The sequence below is a fragment of the Paenibacillus sp. MB22_1 genome (assembly GCF_047200555.1).
Taxonomy (GTDB): domain Bacteria; phylum Bacillota; class Bacilli; order Paenibacillales; family Paenibacillaceae; genus Fontibacillus; species Fontibacillus phoenicis.
In genome coordinates this window covers 387,501-406,077 of sequence record NZ_JBLADV010000002.1, presented here as the reverse complement: position 1 = coordinate 406,077, position 18,577 = coordinate 387,501, and the positions used below count along the sequence as shown (strand labels likewise).

The 18,577-nt window shown below is 55.3% G+C and carries 17 protein-coding genes (1 of these 17 running past the window's edge); 15 read left to right on the top strand and 2 right to left on the bottom strand.

Going from position 1 to position 18,577, the window contains the following annotated elements:
- Nucleotides 1–43 precede the first annotated feature (43 nt).
- Nucleotides 44–691, top strand: a complete 648-nt coding sequence (locus ACL02P_RS13615) for a DUF6483 family protein (RefSeq protein ID WP_339300186.1) — start codon at nt 44–46, stop codon at nt 689–691.
- Nucleotides 692–736: 45 nt separating this feature from the next.
- Nucleotides 737–1,918 (top strand): class I SAM-dependent methyltransferase, encoded by a 1,182-nt coding sequence (locus ACL02P_RS13610; RefSeq protein WP_260071452.1) that lies wholly within the window; start codon nt 737–739, stop codon nt 1,916–1,918.
- Nucleotides 1,919–2,067: 149 nt separating this feature from the next.
- On the opposite strand, the gene ACL02P_RS13605 is transcribed toward ACL02P_RS13610, so the two are convergent.
- Nucleotides 2,068–2,973, bottom strand: a complete 906-nt coding sequence (locus ACL02P_RS13605; RefSeq protein WP_412836674.1) for an IS1595 family transposase — start codon at nt 2,971–2,973, stop codon at nt 2,068–2,070.
- A 983-nt stretch (nt 2,974–3,956) separates the two neighbouring features.
- Between ACL02P_RS13605 and ACL02P_RS13600 the strand changes: the two genes are divergently transcribed.
- Nucleotides 3,957–4,613: a hypothetical protein gene (locus ACL02P_RS13600; RefSeq protein ID WP_412837482.1), complete on the top strand. Its 657-nt coding sequence runs from the start codon at nt 3,957–3,959 to the stop codon at nt 4,611–4,613.
- Nucleotides 4,577–5,809 carry an O-antigen ligase family protein gene (locus ACL02P_RS13595; RefSeq protein ID WP_412837481.1) on the top strand — a complete coding sequence of 411 codons (1,233 nt, stop codon included), beginning with the start codon at nt 4,577–4,579 and terminating at the stop codon, nt 5,807–5,809. The genes ACL02P_RS13600 and ACL02P_RS13595 overlap by 37 nt, the downstream gene beginning before the upstream one ends.
- Here ACL02P_RS13595 and ACL02P_RS13590 read toward each other — a convergent pair.
- Nucleotides 5,730–6,041, bottom strand: a complete 312-nt coding sequence (locus ACL02P_RS13590; protein WP_412837480.1) for a dehydrogenase — start codon at nt 6,039–6,041, stop codon at nt 5,730–5,732. The two genes, ACL02P_RS13595 and ACL02P_RS13590, sit on opposite strands and share 80 nt — an antisense overlap.
- A 170-nt stretch (nt 6,042–6,211) precedes the next feature.
- On the opposite strand from ACL02P_RS13590, the gene ACL02P_RS13585 reads away from it, so the two are divergent.
- From ACL02P_RS13585 to ACL02P_RS13535, 11 genes are all read left to right on the top strand, one after another.
- Nucleotides 6,212–6,823 (top strand): DedA family protein, encoded by a 612-nt coding sequence (locus ACL02P_RS13585; protein WP_412837479.1) that lies wholly within the window; start codon nt 6,212–6,214, stop codon nt 6,821–6,823.
- Nucleotides 6,824–6,944: 121 nt separating this feature from the next.
- Nucleotides 6,945–7,571 (top strand): MBL fold metallo-hydrolase, encoded by a 627-nt coding sequence (locus tag ACL02P_RS13580; protein WP_260071940.1) that lies wholly within the window; start codon nt 6,945–6,947, stop codon nt 7,569–7,571.
- A 351-nt stretch (nt 7,572–7,922) separates the two neighbouring features.
- The gene (locus ACL02P_RS13575; protein WP_009227101.1) at nt 7,923–8,306 is read left to right on the top strand and encodes a hypothetical protein; all 384 of its coding nucleotides are present in this window, start codon (nt 7,923–7,925) and stop codon (nt 8,304–8,306) included.
- Nucleotides 8,307–8,867: 561 nt separating this feature from the next.
- On the top strand, nt 8,868–10,160 hold the full coding sequence (ltrA, locus tag ACL02P_RS13570) for a group II intron reverse transcriptase/maturase (RefSeq protein WP_009226730.1): 1,293 nt from the start codon (nt 8,868–8,870) through the stop codon (nt 10,158–10,160).
- A gap of 251 nt (nt 10,161–10,411) precedes the next feature.
- Nucleotides 10,412–10,699 (top strand): Asp-tRNA(Asn)/Glu-tRNA(Gln) amidotransferase subunit GatC, encoded by a 288-nt coding sequence (gatC, locus tag ACL02P_RS13565; RefSeq protein ID WP_009227102.1) that lies wholly within the window; start codon nt 10,412–10,414, stop codon nt 10,697–10,699.
- Nucleotides 10,700–10,764: 65 nt separating this feature from the next.
- Nucleotides 10,765–12,219, top strand: coding sequence for an Asp-tRNA(Asn)/Glu-tRNA(Gln) amidotransferase subunit GatA (gene gatA, locus ACL02P_RS13560; RefSeq protein ID WP_009227103.1), 1,455 nt, complete (start codon nt 10,765–10,767; stop codon nt 12,217–12,219).
- A gap of 33 nt (nt 12,220–12,252) precedes the next feature.
- The gene (gene gatB, locus ACL02P_RS13555) at nt 12,253–13,692 is read left to right on the top strand and encodes an Asp-tRNA(Asn)/Glu-tRNA(Gln) amidotransferase subunit GatB (RefSeq protein ID WP_009227104.1); all 1,440 of its coding nucleotides are present in this window, start codon (nt 12,253–12,255) and stop codon (nt 13,690–13,692) included.
- Between the two features lie 9 nt (nt 13,693–13,701).
- The gene (locus ACL02P_RS13550) at nt 13,702–14,160 is read left to right on the top strand and encodes a GNAT family N-acetyltransferase (protein WP_412837478.1); all 459 of its coding nucleotides are present in this window, start codon (nt 13,702–13,704) and stop codon (nt 14,158–14,160) included.
- A 196-nt stretch (nt 14,161–14,356) separates the two neighbouring features.
- On the top strand, nt 14,357–16,174 hold the full coding sequence (locus tag ACL02P_RS13545) for a DUF4097 family beta strand repeat-containing protein (RefSeq protein WP_412837477.1): 1,818 nt from the start codon (nt 14,357–14,359) through the stop codon (nt 16,172–16,174).
- Nucleotides 16,175–16,307: 133 nt separating this feature from the next.
- Nucleotides 16,308–16,736, top strand: coding sequence for a Fur family transcriptional regulator (locus ACL02P_RS13540; protein WP_009227107.1), 429 nt, complete (start codon nt 16,308–16,310; stop codon nt 16,734–16,736).
- A 161-nt stretch (nt 16,737–16,897) separates the two neighbouring features.
- Nucleotides 16,898–18,577: the 5' portion of a glycosyl hydrolase family 18 protein gene (locus tag ACL02P_RS13535; protein ID WP_412837476.1), read on the top strand. The gene runs 36 nt beyond the window's last position; 1,680 of the gene's 1,716 nt are visible here — the first part of the coding sequence; the start codon lies at nt 16,898–16,900; its stop codon lies off the right edge, out of view.

Here is an 18,577-nt window from a genome sequence, read left to right as displayed (position 1 = left end):
GGCGGGAAGCCAGCTTGAATCAGGGACGAGAGGGGGAGGAACCGTGCTGCGAAGAGATTACCTTATGAAGATGATCGAGGAAATGACCGAGGTACTGGGAAAAGTGTTTATGCTCAAACAGCAGAAAAAGAAGATCGAAGCGTTATGGACGCTCGACGAGCTGTTTAAAGGGCAGTTTCGCTTGAGCTCCCAGCTGCTGGAGAACTTGCCCGCTAAAGACATCGTACGCCTGTTTCAAAGCGGCGGAGAAATCGAGGCGGACAAGCTCCAAAGTCTGTCCCGTCTGCTCAAAGAAGAGGGCGACGTGTACGAGAGCTCTGGAGAGCCGGACGAAGCGGCAAAGCGTTGGATCAAGTCGCTTCATCTTTACTTGACCGCTGCGCTGCATGGTGCGGACCGCTCCCTTTGGGATCTGCCCGCGGCTCTTGCTGAGCTGCAATCGCTGTTAAAGCCCTACCGTCTTCCGCCGGACACCGAATGGCTGGTGTTGCAATGGGAAGAAGGTGAAGGCCGCTACGACCAGGCGGAAAATGCACTCTACCGCTTGCTGGAGGAAGGCCATGCCACCAAAGAAGACGCGGTGGAGTTTTACCAGCGATTGCTCGCGCTTCCGCGGGATACGCTTGCAGCTGGGGGCTTGCCGGCTGAGGAAGTTGAGGAGGGGCTTGCCGACGTGGAGGCCCGGTTTTGAACAAACGGAATGACTAATATGCAGAAAGGCAGCTGTTAATCAAACATGGAATCACTGCGCAAACTCGCAAACGAACTGGCGGAGAAGGGCAGTCTGATCACGGCAACGATCAGCGGCCGCCGCAGACCGGGGGAGACGGAATACACCAAAGTCCAAATCAAACCGGTCGAAATCAAAAAGAGCTTACACTATCAATTTGCCTACCACTACCCAAACAAGGTGTTGCATCAAAATATCCCGGCCGCGGCATTTGCGGACGAGCTGACAAAGCTGTTTGAGGAGACGTTCCGGCAAGGATTGCTATGCACGGCGGAGGCCGATTATCAGGTCTTGATCAGCAAGAAGTTCAAGGTCACGATTCTGAAAAAAGCACCGTCACGCAAACCGCTGGGGACGCTGACCCATAATCGGAAGAAGCAATATGTGCTGGAGGAAGGAACGCCGGTTCCGTTTTTGGTGGAGCTGGGGATCATGAACGGGGAAGGCAAGGTGCTTGCCAAAAAGTACGATAAGTTCAAGCAAATCAACCGTTTCCTCGAAATGGTTGAGGACGTCCTTCCTCATTTGCCGACGGGCCGGCCGCTGACGATCGTCGATTTCGGTTGCGGCAAATCCTATTTGACGTTTGCGCTGTATCACTATTTGGCCGTACAGCAGCAAAGAAAGCTGAACGTGATCGGGCTGGATCTCAAAGCCGACGTCATCGAGCACTGCAGCGGGTTAGCGCGCAAACTGCAGTATGACGACCTGCGGTTTCTTGTTGGCGACATCGCCGACTATGACGAGCTGAGCGCGGTGGATATGGTTGTAACGCTCCACGCCTGCGACACGGCGACGGATGCGGCGCTAGAGAAAGCGGTGCGCTGGGGTGCGTCGGTCATCCTGTCCGTGCCTTGCTGTCAGCATGAGCTGTTTAACCAGGTGCAAAGCGAGGTGCTGCAGCCGCTGCTGGGACATGGCATCCTGAAGGAGCGCTTCTCCGCATTGGCGACCGATGCGATTCGGGCCAAGCTGCTGGACGTGATGGGCTACAAAACGCAGCTGCTGGAGTTCATCGATATGGAGCATACGCCGAAAAACATTTTGATCCGCGCCGTGAAATCGGGCGGAGGGAACGTTTCGCAGCTCTGGCGGGAGTATACGGCGTTCCGCGATTTCTTAAGCGCCGATCCGTACCTGGAGCGCGCTTGCCGCGATTTGCTGCCGGAGGCGGCAAAGAGCAACTGAAATTGAACCGGTTGGGAGGTGTCCCGACCGGTTTTTTTTTGTGGTTTAAGCTGGGGTTACGGAGCGCCGCTGGTATGCTCGGGGGAGGGGAGTGAGATGCCCGATAACTGCAAAAATCTTTTTTGAATATCAAGTTAGCTCCGCTAAGGTCAAGATATGAGTTTCTGGTAGGTGATGGTGTCGGTTGAAACACAGGCTGTCAGCAGTCGATTGAACAACTGGCCTTCAAACCGTCTGCGGTTGGTGCGGAAGCAAAATTCATCCAAATACGCTTGCAGGTGCTTGGGAGCCAGACCATGATAGGTGCCGCCAATAAACGCTTTGGCATTGGAAATCATCGTGTGCAGCCATTTCAGATGATCGGGGTTTTCCTTGACGTTAAACTCGAGCGGCTGGTGATCGTAACCTTCCTCCGCGAGCTTGCGATACGAGCGGTACGCATCGCTGCTGATGGTGGCACCGGGCTCGATATGGTGCCGGGCAAAATCGACCAGCGTCTTGCCTTTGACATTCGGAATGACCTTCATTTTCACATATTTCGGCGCTCCTTTTCTGTCCAGCGATACGGCTGCCAGTACAGGGGTTTGTTCCGTGCCGCGACCGCGTTTGCCGCCTTCGGTCGGCGCCCCAAAGAACGCGTCATCCAGTTCGACCAAACCGGCCAGTTGGTAGTGGGCATCGCGATCTCCCATGGCTTTGCGAATCTTGTGAAGCATTAACCATGCTGTGGGGTAGGAGATTTCCAGTTCGCGCGAAAGGAAAACCGCGGAAACGCCGCGTTTATCGTGCGCCACAAGGAAAATCGCCCAGAACCAGGTCAGCAGCGGCGTATGGGATTTATGCATAATGGTGCCGGCGGTAACCGAAGCCTGATACTTGCAGCGCGTGCATTGATACAGCTTACGGCTTTCCAGAAAGTAGAACGCATCGTGCTCGCATTTGGGGCAACAGAAGCCGTTCGGCCAGCGAATCTGAAACAGATGCTCGCGGCATGCGTCTTCCGAATGAAATTTCTCTTGAAATCTCTTTAACGTCATCGCTTCTTGTTGTGCCATGCCAACCACTCCCGAACACTCGTTTGCACCTAGTATATCAAACAAATGTTCGTATGTGAAGGATTTGCTGAGGCAACTTGATATTCAAAAAATCTTTTACATTTATTTATACAGGCGACTCCGCCCCCAGGAGAATACCCTGCAATGAACTTGCCAATGAATGGAGTAAAGCGAATTGGTCGAAAGTTCGAGGTCGACTTAGCAGGGCTGAAATGGCAACGGATGAGCTAAAGGGACGGCAGAAGGGGGGGGAGAGGCGGGAGAGGTTGGGAGATTGGAGAGGTAGAAGAAGTAGAGAAAGTTAGAAATTGAGAAAGTTAGAAATTGAGAGAGTTAGATATTGAGGAAATGAGAAATTGAGTAATTGAGGAAGTGGAGAAGTGAAGAAATAAAGAAGCGAAGAGGCGAAGAAGTAGAAGATTACTTAAAAAGAGGTAGAACGTGGAGAATGCAACGAGAGGTAGAAGTTAGGCTGAACGAACAAGGATAAGGATGAGGAGGTGGAGGGTGTGCGGCATTGGCATGTTTGGGGAGTTACTGCGGCGGTTTGGCTGAGCGGCGTATGGGTTTGTTTGAATCAAGGTCTGTATTGGACGGGGCGGCCGGGTGCGCTGCTGCTGGTGTCCGTCTGGCTCATTGCTGGTGCGGTGGCTGCAGGAGGATGGGCCATCTTGTCTGGTTTCGGGCGGAGCGTGAAGACAGGTTTTGGGTCACATGAGCTTGGACCGTATGAGCTTGGAGGCGCTGCGCCTCGGGCGGGGTTATGGGCAGAGCCAAGCGTTCGGTGTGCCTTGCTGCTGGCCGCAGGTCCCTTTGTCATAGCAGCGGGATACGGTTGGCGGCTGGCCGCGGGGCCGTTGTCGGTTCAATCGACGGTGGAGGCCCTGCGGCTGTGGGCGTTCTTGGGCGTATTTGCTGCGGCGCTGGCAGTGTTAGCCACGGCTAAGCCCCTGAGAGCCCGCCGCTCGCTGGAGGCCGGATGGATGCTGCTCGGCGGGCTACTTGCCGTGACGGCGCTGGCCGTGGTATACGGCCTGCTGCCGCTGCCAGGCGCGATCCTGCGCACCGCGGATCCGGCCGTTTCGGCGTCCGGTGCCCGGCTGGGCGGGCTGCTCCAGTACCCCAACGCCTTCGGCGCGGTGATGGCGGCGTTCCTCCTGGAGCGGCTGATGCGGCTCGCGAGGATGGAGCGGGCCGCTTTCACGCGCGCAAGCAGCTGGCGCGGGCAGCGGGCGGGGGCACTCGCCCTGCTGTTTGCCCTCGGCCTGCTGCTGAGCGAGTCGCGCGGCGCGCTTGCCGCCGCGCTGGCCGGCTGGGCCGCGGGCCTCGCGCTGCTGCGCGGGACCCGGCGCCGGCGCTACGCCTGGCACAGCGCCGTCTTCGCGGGCGCGGCCGCCGTGCTGGCGCGCGGGCTCGCGTCCGCGCAGCTTGCGCCGGCGCGGGGGCCCGGCGCGCTCGCGCTCGCCGCGGGGCTGGCCGCGGCGCTGCTCGCGTCCGGGCGCGTCGCCGGCGCATTGCCGCGCCTGGGCGCTGCCGGCGCCCCGCGCCCCCACGCGCCGCGCTGCGCCCCCCGCGCCGCGCCTGCGCCTGCGGCGCAGCGGCGTTGGCGCTGCTGCTCGCGGCGCCGCTGGCCGCGCTGATGGCGTCCGCCGGCTTCCTCGGACGGGGACTCCGTCCGGAAACGGCGTCCGCCCGCGCGGCGATGTACGCCGACGCCGCCGAGTTGCTCCGGCGGTCGCCATGGCTCGGCCAAGGCGGAGATGTCTGGCGCCACGCGTTCCGCCGCGTGCAAAGCCTGCCGTACGTCGGCAGCGAGGTGCACAGCGGATACCTGGACTTGGCGCTGGATCTGGGCTTGCTTGGCCTCGCCTGCGCTTTGCTGTGGCTTGGGGTGATGGCCATCCCCCTGCTGCGGGCGCGCAGCGCGCTGTTGCCGCCTTACCTGGCGCTGCTGCTGCATAGCGCCATCGACTTTGACTTTAGCTACGGTCTCGTCTGGCTGTTGCTGCTGTGGGCGGCGGCCATTGGAATCGCTGAAGCGGGCCCAGCCCGCCGCCTTCGTCTTCCAGCGTTGCTCCGCCCCGGGCTTGTCCTCGGCGCGTACCGCCGCGCCCGCCGCTTGCTCTCACCACGCCCGCTGCGCATGGTGTGCAGCGGCCTCATCGCCGCTGCACTGCTCTTGCTTAGCGTGTCCGGGCTCCGCGAAGCGGAGAGCCAGCGGCTGCACCGCCAAGCCTTAGCCCAGCCGCCCGCTGCTCACCGGGAAGCGGCGGAGCAGCTCCGGCGCTCGCTGGCCCTTGCCCCGTACCGTACGACGGTACGGTTGGCGCTCGCGGAACGCTCCGCGCCGCAGGAGGCCGCCTCGCTGCTGCAGGCGGGCCTCCGCTACGAGCCGGAGCGCGCCGAGCTGTGGCTGGCATTGGGTCGGGCGCTGGCCCAAGCCGAACATCCCGCCGCTGCCCAGGCGCTGCGGCAGGGCATCGAGCTGGACCGGTACGACCGGGTCAAGCAGACGGCAGCACTGCGAGAGCTATGGGAGCTGGCGCAGCGCTTGCGGGCGAGCGGCCAACTGCAACAGGCCGAAGCGGTGGCGTCGGCCGGGGCCGACTTATACGCGCGCTTCCTGCGTTTGGCAGGGAGCGTCGCCGCCAACCCGGCGTTGCGTAACGACCGGGACTTTCGGTTGACGGAAGAAGCCATAACGCTGGGGCGGGAGCTGCAGCAGCAGGCTCACCTTTATACAGGCGATGCCACCTCTATCCCCCAAACGCCGCGCGAAAAGCAGAGGACAACGCTTCGCGATCAACCTCCCACAGCTCAGCCAGCTCGGCGCTGACGGCTTCATCCCACCAATCCGCCAGCAGCTTGCGGTTGTTGATGTTTTCGCCGATCCACAGCAGATTGCCAATCACCTTTTTGTAATATAATGCTTCGCCTTCCTTGACTCGGTCCTCCGGAAGATAAACGCCAAGCCGCTTAATCGTCCGGTACAGCTCTTTGCTGCAGCTGCGGCGGATTGTGCGGGGATTCGGGAGGGAAGTTTGATGTTTCGCCGGGAAGTTTGCCATGGCTGAAGTCGCCTCCTTTTGCTCCAGCATATGCGGGCGGATTTCCCGAAGTCACCGGTGCTGCTAGCTGAAGTAGAACGCATGTCCATGGCTATGATAGAATAGACTGAGATTAGAGGCAGATTTTTGCTGTCTTCAGGACAGAAGCTAACGGGAAAGAGGACGAAGCTGTGGATTGGATATCGAATTTAGTGGGCGTATTATTGGATTGGGTGCAACAATTGGGGTATATGGGGATTATGCTGGGACTCATGATCGAGATTATCCCCAGCGAAATCGTGCTGGCCTACGGCGGTTATCTCGTGTATCTCGGACATATTAATTTCATCGGCGCCGTCTTCTTTGGTACAGTAGGCGGTGTCATTGCCCAGTTGTTTATTTACTGGATTGGGCGATACGGCGGCAGGCCGATTTTGGAGAAGTATGGGAAGTATATTCTGATTCAGAAGAAGCATATCGACGCCTCCGAAGCCTGGTTTCAGAAATACGGTCCCGGGGTCATCTTTACGGCGCGGTTTATCCCGGTGGCCCGGCATGCCATTTCCGTTCCTGCAGGGATCGCGAAAATGCCGGTGGGCAAGTTCCTGCTGCTGACGACGTTGGCGGTAATACCGTGGTCGGTGCTGTTCGTTTATTTGGGAATGCTGCTGGGTGAACAGTGGCAGCATGTAGACGAGAAAGCAGGTCCATACATCATGCCGATTTTGCTGGCTGCTTTGGCGCTGTTAATCGTGTACTTGGTTGTCAAATCGTTCAGCAACCGGAGAAAAGGCGGTGCCTAAGCCGATAGGAGCTGTAAGAAGCCATTAAACCAAACGGACGCCGATGAACATAAAGAGAGGAGGCGGAGTAAGCGAAGCGGCCCGCGAGCTTGGCGGCAACGCTTATTCCGAGAGATACACCATGCTGAAAATCGAAAGTTTTACTTTAGGCCCCCTGCAAACGAACGCGTATTTGTTACGGGGAGAAGACGAGAACCGGGCGATCATTATCGATCCTGGCTCGAACCCGGGGCCGCTGTTGCGCAGAATCGAAGGGTTGGAGATTGAGGCGATTTTGCTCACTCATGCTCATTTTGACCATATCGGCGGTTTGGACCAGATTCGGAAGGCTAAGAATTGTCCGGTCTATGTGCACCCGCTGGAAAGCGATTGGCTGACGACGCCAAAGCTGAACGGTTCCCTGATGTGGCCGGAGGTCGGACCGCCCATCTCCACAGATCCGGCGGAATTCGATCTGGCTGAAGGGCAGAAGCTTCACCTGATCGGGCATGAGTTCACCGTATTTCATACGCCGGGGCATTCCCCAGGCAGCGTGAGCTTCCTGTGCGGGGATGATCTTTTTTCAGGGGATGTGCTGTTCCGTCTTGGCGTAGGGCGCACGGATTTACCGGGAGGCCGTGAAGCGGACCTGTTTAACTCGATTCGCGGGAAGCTGTTCCAGCTGAAGGATGAGGTTAGAGTTTATCCCGGGCATGGTCCCCAAACGACCATCGGCTACGAACGGCAGAACAATCCGTACGTCTCTTAGAGAGTCGATGAAACCCTAATCATGGCGTTTGTGCAAAAAAAATCGACGAAATAGTACAAAAATAGTGGACAAAAGTGCAACCCTTTGATAGGATATACTTATTAAAACATTGTAACTTTTGCGAAGCACGCAAGCTGCGGAAATGATCCCGGTTTGCGTTCTTTTTTATGCTTTTTTGGGCTTGAACCAATGTCGGCGGGAACGAGATGTACTTCATGAAGCGAATCTGCATAAGCTATTCATATCCGGGATTCCGGGGTAGAACTTGACCAATCTCCGTCTCTTTTAGTAGGATTATATAAAGCAATACAAGTTGATGATTAGCATCCAAATAAATCAGGGAGGTAGACGATGCTTCATTTGGGAGAGAAAATTGTTATCGTCGGTGATGCTTTTGAGCAGAATCTTCCTGTTGGGGAATATGGCTACGTTATTGCTTACGACCGCAATCCGGACAATGCTTTTGACTACGTCATCCGGTCTCCGAAGACGGGGCGGAATTATTTCGTTCCTAAGAGCGATATAGAATCCGAAAGTCGGCTGATCGAGCAAGCAGCGGAACGCGCGACACAGGAAGCTTTGATCGATTACGCGCTGGCTACGCATAATGAGAAGCTGTTTCGGCAAATCATGAACGGCGAAGACAGCGATGCAGACGGGCAGCAGGAACCAACAAAGGAAGTAATGTCCCAAGCAGAGTTCATTAAACAAGTGAACCTGCGGGCATGGATATAAGAAGGGAGTCGGCTACAGGCCGGCTCTTTTTCTTTTTGGCGTGCCCAGCTAAGCACGCATCTTCTAGCCGGTGAAAGTCCGGTCGCGGGAAGGGCCAAGCCCCCGCGTAGCTAGGATACCTACGTATGGCGAAATCTGTACGTAGAAGCGTATCGACGAAAGTACCTGTCAGAGGCAGGGCGAGCAACATACCAGGCCGTAACATGAAAGTGAATCCTGCCGCGTCGTCAAAAAGGCCTCGCAAGAGGGAAAAGAGGAAGCCGAGTCCCGCGTACATGGACGAAGGCCATGGAAGCTGCCTAGAACTTGGAGCGGCAGTGAAGAATCCTCCGGCGTAGAGGGAACGGCATGGTATGAAAGAGGATGCAGTGAACTGGGGAGGCCCTCCCCTGCACGGTTGCAGAAACCGTAAAGAGGCCTTCTATAAGCCCCAGAGGTGAAGTGAACGGTCTGCAGGAAGGGAGTCCGAGGGGCTCATAGTACCGTGGAACGCAGGACAACACAACCTGCGGGAGGGAAGGAGCCCTGCTTTGTTCAAGTTTCTTGAGGAGGTACGAGTCAGTGAATGCCAAACGGCTAACAACACCAGAGGAAAACGTTCAAGAACTCCAAGGGAAACTCGGTCATGCGGCCAAGGAGAACAAGAAGCGAAGATTTCACGCGCTGTACGACAAGGTCTATCGGGTAGACATCTTATGGGAAGCGTGGCGAAGGGTACGAGCCAACGAGGGCTCGGCAGGAGTGGATGGAGAGACGTTGGCAGACATCGAGAAACAGGGAGAAATGCGTTTTGTGCTTGAATGTCAACGGCTACTGAAAGAAGGGAAGTACCATCCACAACCCGTTAGACGCCACTACATCCCGAAGAAAGATGGCAAACTGCGACCGCTGGGGATCCCGACGGTGAGAGACCGCGTCATCCAGATGGCGACCAAACTCGTCATGGAACCCATTTTCGAGGCGGATTTTCAGGACACGTCTTTCGGTTTTCGGCCTAAGCGGAGCGCGAAACAGGCGTTGGAGCGAATCCGGAAAGCATGCAACCGCAAAGGAAATTGGGTGGTCGACGTCGACATCCAAGGCTACTTCGACAACATCAATCAGGAGAAACTGATGAAGCTGATCGAAATGCGGATCAGTGACAGGCGAATCTTGAAGTTGGTGAGGAAGTGGTTAGGTGCGGGAGTGATGGAAGAAGGAAACATCCGACGCTCAGACTTGGGTACACCGCAAGGGGGAGTGATCTCACCACTGCTGGCGAACATCTACCTGAATTACTTTGATCTTCTGTGGGAACGACATGGCGGTAAGCTTGGGGAACTGACGCGTTATGCAGATGATCTGGTGATCATCTGCAAGACGAAGAAGGACGCACAGCGGGCCTATGAACTCATACGAGCGATTATGGAACGCCTGGAATTAACCCTGCACCCCACGAAAACGCGCATCGTTGGACTTTGGACTGGGGAAGAAGGCTTCGATTTTCTGGGCATGCATCATCGAAAGACGAAGGCCGAAACATCCAAAGGCCAAGTGTACTACACAACCCAGCAGTGGTTGTGCCGGAAGGCGGAAGAGCGAATACGGGAAGGGGTAAAAGAGCGATTAGCTCCGCCAGGTATGCGACGCCTGAGTTTCGAAGAGCACGTGGAGTACCTGAATCCAAAGATTCAAGGCTGGCGCAATTACTACTACACAGCTTACAGCCAGAGGAAGATGGCGAAGTTGGATTGGTATATCCGGCAGCGGTTTGCGAAGTGGTATGCTAAGAAACACAAACGCAGACGATGGTTGAGTTCGCTGCGCGAAGTGAAGTCTTTGTCTATTCAATATGGACTTAAAACGCTCTTGTAATCTGCATGCTCATGATGACGAACATCGGAAAGCCGTATGAGGGAAAACCTCACGTACGGTTTGATGAGGAGGGGCTGGGCCCCGCCCAGCCTTTCACTCTAGCCGTGGAGGGATCCGCCTCCTTATAGCTCCTTTCCGCTTTAACGGATTGAATTGAACCGGAATCTACAATATAATTTTATTCAATTGTACAAGCATGGTAGAATGTACGAATAGTGCGGGAACGCATGACTAAAGGGAGGCATCTAAGCATGAGTATCCAGACGAAGGACGTTGAACACGTGGCGAGACTGGCCCGTTTGCACTTGACCGACGAAGAGCGGGACATGTTTACGGAACAATTAAATGCGATTTTACAATACGCGGAGAAGTTAAACGAACTGAATACAGACGATATCGCGCCGACCACGCATGTGCTGCATCTCAGCAACGTCATGCGGGAGGACGAAGTGAAGGAAAGCCTGCCGCCGGAGAAGGTATTCCGCAACGCACCGGAGGAGGAAGACGGTCAGTTTAAGGTTCCGGCCGTACTGGAATAGGTTATCCGCCTAAATGAACCAATCGACTAGAACGAACTTGAGTAAATAAAAGGAGGAAGCTTAGATTGGCGCTTTTTGATTTGCGTTTACAGGAGATACATAATCGGCTTCACAACAAGGAGTTGTCTGTTGCCGAATTGGTTAGCGAAGCCTTCGCCAGAATCCGCGAATACGACGGGAAGATCGGCGCCTACTTGACGTTGAACGAGGAGGGAGCCCGTGCGGAGGCAGCCCGTCTGGATGCCAAGTTGGCACAGGGGGAAGCCTGCGGTTTGCTGTTTGGACTCCCTGTGGGCATCAAGGATAACATGGTGACCGAGGGGTTGCTGACGACGTGCGGCAGCCAATTTTTGAAAAATTACGATCCGATTTACGACGCTACCGTGGTCACGAAGCTGAAGGAAGCGGAAGCGGTCACGATCGGCAAGCTGAATATGGACGAGTTCGCGATGGGCGGCTCCAACGAGAATTCCAGCTTCCATCCCGTGCGCAACCCGTGGGATTTAAGCCGTGTACCGGGCGGTTCCAGTGGGGGTTCGGCTGCAGCGGTCGCTGCAGGTGAGGCTTTCTTTACGCTGGGTTCCGATACCGGCGGTTCCATTCGCCAACCCGCATCGTATTGCGGTGTCGTTGGACTGAAGCCGACCTACGGCCGGGTATCGCGCTACGGCCTCGTGGCGTTTGCCTCTTCGCTCGACCAGATCGGACCGATTACCAAAAACGTCGAAGACGCCGCCTACGTTCTGCAGGCGATCGCCGGTCACGATCCGAAGGATTCCACCTCGGCGGATGTGGAGGTACCGGATTATTTGAGCGCCCTCACCGGTGACATTACCGGGCTGCGCATCGCCGTGCCAAAGGAATATTTGGATGGCGTTGACCCGCAGGTTAAGACTGCGATTATGGATGCGTTGCGCGTGCTTGAAGGCCTTGGCGCTGTATGGGAAGAAGTATCGCTGCCGCATACGGAATACGCGGTGGCCGCCTACTATTTGCTGGCGTCCTCGGAGGCCTCGTCTAACCTGTCGCGTTTCGACGGCGTTCGTTACGGCGTCCGTGCCGACAATGCCGGTAACCTGCTGGACTTGTACTACGATTCGCGCAGCCAAGGCTTCGGACCGGAAGTGAAGCGCCGGATTATGCTGGGGACTTATGCGCTGAGCTCGGGGTATTATGACGCCTACTATTTGAAGGCTCAAAAGGTCAGAACGCTGATCAAACAAGATTTCGATCAGACCTTTGACAAATATGACGTGATCCTTGGACCAACGGCTCCAACTACTGCGTTCCCGCTGGGCTCGCAGGTTGACGATCCGCTCACGATGTATTTAAACGATATTTTGACGATTCCGGTGAGCTTGGCCGGGGTTCCAGCGATCAGCGTGCCGTGCGGATTTGCCGAAGGCCTGCCGGTTGGGCTGCAAATCATCGGCAAGCCGTTTGACGAAAGCACGGTATTGCGCGTGGCTCACGCCTTTGAAGCGAATACGGATCATCACCAACAACGTCCCGCCTTGTAGGTTCCATAACAAAGTTTTGCAGGAGGATAGGCCATGTCAACATCCAAATATGAAACGGTGATTGGGTTGGAGGTGCACGTGGAGCTGCATACGAAATCGAAAATTTTCTGCGGCTGCTCCACGGAGTTCGGCGCCCCGCCTAATACGCATACCTGCCCGGTGTGCCTGGGGCATCCCGGCGTATTGCCGGTGCTGAACCGCCAGGCCGTCGACTACGCGATGAAAGCCGCGATGGCGCTGAATTGCGAAATCGGCGATGTCTGCAAGTTTGACCGGAAAAACTATTTCTACCCTGATTCGCCTAAAGCGTATCAGATTTCCCAATACGATCAACCAATTGGCAAGAACGGATACATCGATATCGAAGTGGACGGGAAGACGAAACGGATTGGCATTACCCGTCTGCATCTGGAGGAGGACGCCGGCAAGCTGACGCACGTGGACGGCGGGTACGCTTCGCTGGTGGACTTCAACCGCGTGGGCACGCCGCTCGTGGAAATCGTGTCCGAGCCGGACATTTCCTCGCCGGAGGAAGCGCGGGCGTATCTGGAGAAGCTGCGGGCGATCATGCTGTACTGCGAGGTTTCCGACGTGAAAATGGAGGAAGGCTCGATGCGCTGCGACGCCAACATCAGCTTGCGGCCGTGGGGTCAGAAGGAGTTTGGCACACGCGCCGAGCTCAAGAACATGAACTCGTTCCGCGGCGTGGTTCGCGGTTTGGAGTATGAACAGCTTCGCCAGGCTGAGATTCTGGACGAAGGCGGAGAGGTTGTGCAGGAGACACGCCGCTGGGACGAGGCCCAAGGCAAAACGTTCTCGATGCGCGGCAAGGAAGAAGCCCACGACTATCGCTATTTCCCGGATCCTGACCTGGTTACTCTTCACATTGATCAGGAGTGGAAGGACCGGATCCGCGCGTCGATTCCGGAATTGCCGGATGCCCGGAAGGCTCGTTACACTTCGGAATACGGCTTGCCGGAGTACGATGCCGGCGTCATTACGTCCTCCAAAGCGCTGGCCGACTTATTCGAAAGCAGCCTTGAGTATACGAAGGACGCCAAAGCGGTGTCGAACTGGATCATGGGCGATCTGCTCGGCTACCTGAACAGCAACTCGCTGGAATTGTCCGACGTGAAGCTGACCGGACAAGGTCTCGGCGAGATGATCGGCCTGCTGGAGAAAGGCACCATCAGCTCCAAGATCGCCAAAACGGTATTTAAGGAAATGCTGCAAAGCGGCAAGCTGCCGCAGCAGATCGTTGAGGAGCAAGGGCTTGTGCAAATCAGCGACGAAGGGGCGATCATGGCGATCGTTCAAGAGGTCGTTGCGAACAACCCGGCCTCCGTGGAGGACTACAAAGCAGGCAAGGAGAAGGCCATTGGCTTCCTTGTCGGCCAAGTCATGAAGCAAAGTAAAGGGAAAGCAAACCCGGGGCTGGTCAACAAGCTTCTGGTGGAAGTACTGAAGGGCTAGGGGCAGCTGGTGATCAAGCGACTCACGCTAAGTGACACCGATATTGTGGAACAGCTCTGGAGCTTGCAGCATTCGGCTTACCGGCTGGAGGCTCAGGCTATTGGTCTGACGGAGATGCCGCCGCTGCCGGATACGTTTGACTCCATCCGCACGAGCAGCGATGTGTTTATCGGTGAGCTGTCGGAGGACGGGGAGCTGCTAGGGGCAATCGCGGTCCGCGATGAAATGCCCGGAAGTATGGAGATCACCCGATTGATGGTTCACCCAAACCATTTGCGTCAAGGAATTGGAGCCAAGCTGTTGCAGTATGTCCTGACCAACCATCTGGACAAGCAGGAGTTTACCGTAACGGCCAGTCCGCAGAACGCCCCTGCCGTTGCGCTGTACCGCAAGTTTGGCTTTCGTCCGGTGCGGTCCGTCCAATCTGCATCTGGCGTGAAATTGATGATATACCGACTGAATCAGTAAAGAGATTCAAGCACGCTTTCAAACCGGATGGCTAAGGTTTGAGGGCGTGCTTTTTGATTAATCAAGCACGGATACCGCAGGTTATGGAGGGACCAGTTCCTTCCACGTTACAGAATAAGTTCGTATCGGTTATGATTAAGGAAAAGAGAGATTCGCGTTGGATGAAGCCCAACAGAGATAGAAAGAGGTGGGGGAAATGACGCCGGATATGCTGCCGATCGGACAGCCGCCGATGCAAGGGCGCTCGAAAGGATACCAGCCCCGGCGACGCAAGCGCAAGCTGATTGCCGGTCTGCTGTCCGCCCTGTTTCCAGGGTTGGGGCATTTGTATTTGCGCAGTTATTTACGCGGCCTTTGCTTCATGTATTTTGTCTTGATCGATGCTTCGGCATTGATTTATTTCTCTTCTGTCCGCATGGCGATTAATGTGCCGCTGCTCATATGGCTTGGCTTGTTAATTCCCGCGGCTTATTTCTTTAGCATTTATGATGTCCTTCAATCCACGGATGCCCACAATGCCCGTCTGAAAAAAGAACTCGAAACGAGCCACCCCCCTTTCGCGGATACCCCGTCCGGCCGAAGCTTCAAGCAGGGCCTCGGAGCGGGAGTGCTGCTGATCGGGGGCGGCGCCGTTTTGATTGTGCTTCAGCTGAAGCCGTATTGGCTTCAGCTGCTGGTGCAATACGCCGGAGCTTATCTGGTCTCTGCGGCGCTGGCGATGGCTGCGTTGCTGCTGATCCTGCGCGAATCGAAACGTCTCTTCCTGCGCTCGGGACGTTTTACTACAGCTGTGGTTCTGCTGACGACAGCGGGATTTTTGCTGCATGATGCGATGAAGGATGGGGACGCGTTGCGGCTGTTGATCCGATGGTGGCCGTTGGTGTTCGTTTTGTGGGGAATCGAGCATATTATAATATTGGTCTGGAAACGAATGAGAGCCATGCAAGCCAGATTCCGGCCGCGTGTCGACGTGAAGGGGTTGCTCCTGTCCATGTTTATGGCCTTCTCGGTGTTCGCGATAACACAGCAGGACCAATACCTGCATTTATGGAACCGGGTCAGTCTGGATTTGACGGCCGCGGGGACAGAGTATAGCGCACAGGAAGGCTACCGCGTGGAGAAACCCCAATTGGATCTCCCCATCGACCTGGATACCGAACGGATCGTTTTTGATGGAATGAATGGGGATATCGAGGTGCGTAAGGCGGAGATCGACCATATTATTGTCCGCTATACGGTTTGGATCGATCAACTGGAGAATGAACCAGCCCGTAGAATTGCGGCAGTCACGTCCATCGAGGCCGATATAGGGAAGACACTGAATTTATCCGTTAAGGATAAGGCATACGGGGAGACTGGCCGCCGTCACCCGAAGGTGAACGTGACCCTGATTGTCCCGCAAAACCGGTTTTTAGATTTGGACATTTCCACCTCGAACGGGAAAATCACATTAACCGGTGTTCAGGCTATGAAGCAGGTGAAGCTGCAAACGGGGAATGGGAACTTACGGTTATGGGATGTGATAGGAGATGTTTCGGCCAAAACGTTAAACGGGGACGTCGAGCTGTATCGGATCTTTGGCGATGCCCAGATTGATACGCAAGGCGGGAATATCAAAGGCCGGGGGATTACGGGCAAGGCTTCCTTGTCCACTCTGGTAGGCGATATTACGTTAACCGAGGCACAGGATGGAATTCAAGTGCATACGAAGAACGGCAATATCCGGGTAGACGGCGTTCCGCTAGACCTGAAGGCCGAATCGCTTAACGGCAAAATCGAGATTACCTCCCGGCTGGTTGGCGGCGATTGGGACGTATACAGCGCGGTTGGCGAGCTGCGGGTCGAGCTTCCGGAGGAAGGGAACTACGAGCTTACGGGTTCGAGCGGATACGGAGATATTTTTACCGAGCTGCCCTTTGTGGTGGATCACAAGGAAATTCATGGTACGCTTGGAACCGGCGAGTTCAAGCTCAAGATCGATGGCAACAGTGATCTATATGTGAATAAAAGCTGAATCCCAGCGATACGTCTAGTTGCAGGCGTTGATCCTGCGTTGACAAAAGTTTTGACCTAACCGTACAATAATCTTACGGGCTTTTTTGCATAATGAACTATAAGGAATGAGCATTTAGAAGGCGGTGGACGAGATGACAACGCGCGTACAGCATGCCCTGGACCAACTGAAGAACAATGGAGTCCGCATTACGCCGCAGCGTCACGCCATACTTACGTATCTGATGGAATCGATGAGCCATCCGACCGCGGACGAGATTTACCGGTCCTTGGAGCCCCGCTTCCCGAACATGAGCGTAGCTACGGTATACAATAATCTGAAAATGTTGATTGAAGCCGGCATGGTCCGGGAGTTAACATATGGGGACAATTCGAGCCGTTTTGATGCGGACGTGTCCAATCATTATCATGTGATATGCGAGAAATGCGGAAAAATTGAGGATTTCATGTACCCCACTTTGGAAGAAGTCGAGCGCCAAGCGGAAGAAGCCACCGGTTTTGAGATTCACGGCCATCGGCTGGAACTGCATGGGGTATGTAAGGAGTGCCGTATGAAGCACTAAGGCAGTATTATCCTGTGAGAAGTAGATCAAACGTGTGGAATACCTTCGCGGATTCTTCACGTTTTTGTTTTTTTAGGTAACTTTCGGCGCACCTCATAAGTTTATTATTTAATAGGCGGAGATATCGATACGGAGGGTTTTCATTGAAGAGCAGAAGAGACATGGTTCAAAGGAAAAAGCGCGGCAGGAGAAGAACCAAATGGTTTTTCGGCCTGATTCTTATTATAGCAGGACTTTATTGGGCTCAATCGGAATGGCTGCCAAACCGCGAGCACGTTGATCCCGAATGGCTCGGCCGGGTGGATAAGCCTATTTTTGCAGATGGGCAATTGCTAAATGGCACCGGGATCGGATCGGGGGATAGCTTGAAGCTCCCGCTTCCGGTGATCCAACAGATCATCGACCCGACGATTCGGTATGAGGAAGACACCAAGTCGGTGATCTTAACGACGCCGCAGAAATTGGTTTTGCTCAAGGCCGACGAGAAGATCGCCAAAATCAATAATAAGCCGACGGAGCTGCGATTTGCCCCTGAGGAGAAAGACGGCGTTCTCTATCTCCCGGCACATCTGCTCCAGGAATTGTACGGAGCTGAGGTGCAGGAAGATACGGACTCCGGCGCTGTGCTGCTGTATCGGGCGGGAGAGAAGATTCTGCCGGCTGCGGTAGACTCCGGTTCCAGTAAAAAGGACAGCACCGTTCCCCTGCGAACGGGCCCTAGCATTCATCAGCCGATTCTGGCCGATATGCCGGAGGAGACTGCGCTGCGGATCCTGGAGACTCCCGATGATCAATGGTATTATGTACAGCTTAATAACGGGTATACCGGCTATGTTCAGAAAAAGGACGTGGTGCTAGGTGAGGAACGTTCCATCCCTGAACTCAAGTTGGAGTTATCCGCCGCCAAGCAGAAATGGCAGTCCAAAACGGTGAATATGACCTGGGAGGCAGTATACCAGGTGGCGCCAAAGCCTTCATCCATCGGCAAGCTGCCGGGTGTTAACGTTGTAAGCCCCACCTGGTTTTCCCTGGTGGACGGGAAAGGCAACGTGCAGAGCAAAGCGGACAGTGCCTATGTCAAATGGGCTCATGGTCAGGGAATGCAGGTTTGGGGCTTGTTCAACAACAGCTTTGATCCGGATTTAACCTCCAAGGCGTTGTCCAGCTTCGAGAACCGGCTGACGACCATCCTGCAAATGCTTCATTACGCGAAGTTGTACGATTTAGACGGCATTAACATCGATTACGAAAATGTCTACACCAAAGACGGGGAGAATCTCACCCAATTCATGCGCGAGCTGCGCCCATTGGCCGAGGAGCAGGGCTTGATCGTTTCGATCGACGTGACCCCCAAATCAAACAGTGAGATGTGGTCGGCCTTTTTGGATCGCCGGGCCTTGGCCCAAGCGGTCGATTACCTCGTATTGATGGCTTACGATGAGCATTGGGCGGCCAGTCCGGTGGCCGGTTCCGTCGCCTCATTGCCTTGGGTGCGCTCGTCGGTGACGCGGATTTTGGAAGAGGATGATGTGCCGCCGAGTAAGCTGATCTTGGGTATCCCGTTGTATACCCGGGTGTGGACGGAGACGGTGAAGGACGGCAAAACGGAGATCAAGTCCAAAGCAATTGGAATGGACAAGTCTCAGCAAATCATCGCAGAGAAGAAATTAAAGCCGCGCTTCTCTGAAGAAACGGAACAGAATTACGTGGAATATAAAGACAAAGAAGGATTGCAACGCATTTGGCTGGAGGACGCGGAATCGTTAAAGCGCCGTGTGGAAGTGGCCAAATCGATGAAACTGGCCGGCATCGCCACCTGGACGCGTGCATTTGCTTCCGAT

Coding starts and splice junctions, on each gene's coding strand:
- ACL02P_RS13575 (WP_009227101.1), top strand. CDS start 7,923: ATGCTTCATTTGGGAGAGAAAATTGTTATCGTCGGTGATGCTTTTGAG.
- gatB (WP_009227104.1), top strand. CDS start 12,253: ATGTCAACATCCAAATATGAAACGGTGATTGGGTTGGAGGTGCACGTG.
- ACL02P_RS13610 (WP_260071452.1), top strand. CDS start 737: ATGGAATCACTGCGCAAACTCGCAAACGAACTGGCGGAGAAGGGCAGT.
- ACL02P_RS13590 (WP_412837480.1), bottom strand. CDS start 6,041: ATGGCAAACTTCCCGGCGAAACATCAAACTTCCCTCCCGAATCCCCGC.
- ACL02P_RS13605 (WP_412836674.1), bottom strand. CDS start 2,973: ATGGCACAACAAGAAGCGATGACGTTAAAGAGATTTCAAGAGAAATTT.
- ACL02P_RS13545 (WP_412837477.1), top strand. CDS start 14,357: ATGACGCCGGATATGCTGCCGATCGGACAGCCGCCGATGCAAGGGCGC.
- gatC (WP_009227102.1), top strand. CDS start 10,412: ATGAGTATCCAGACGAAGGACGTTGAACACGTGGCGAGACTGGCCCGT.
- ACL02P_RS13600 (WP_412837482.1), top strand. CDS start 3,957: ATGCTGCTCGGCGGGCTACTTGCCGTGACGGCGCTGGCCGTGGTATAC.
- ACL02P_RS13540 (WP_009227107.1), top strand. CDS start 16,308: ATGACAACGCGCGTACAGCATGCCCTGGACCAACTGAAGAACAATGGA.
- ACL02P_RS13580 (WP_260071940.1), top strand. CDS start 6,945: ATGCTGAAAATCGAAAGTTTTACTTTAGGCCCCCTGCAAACGAACGCG.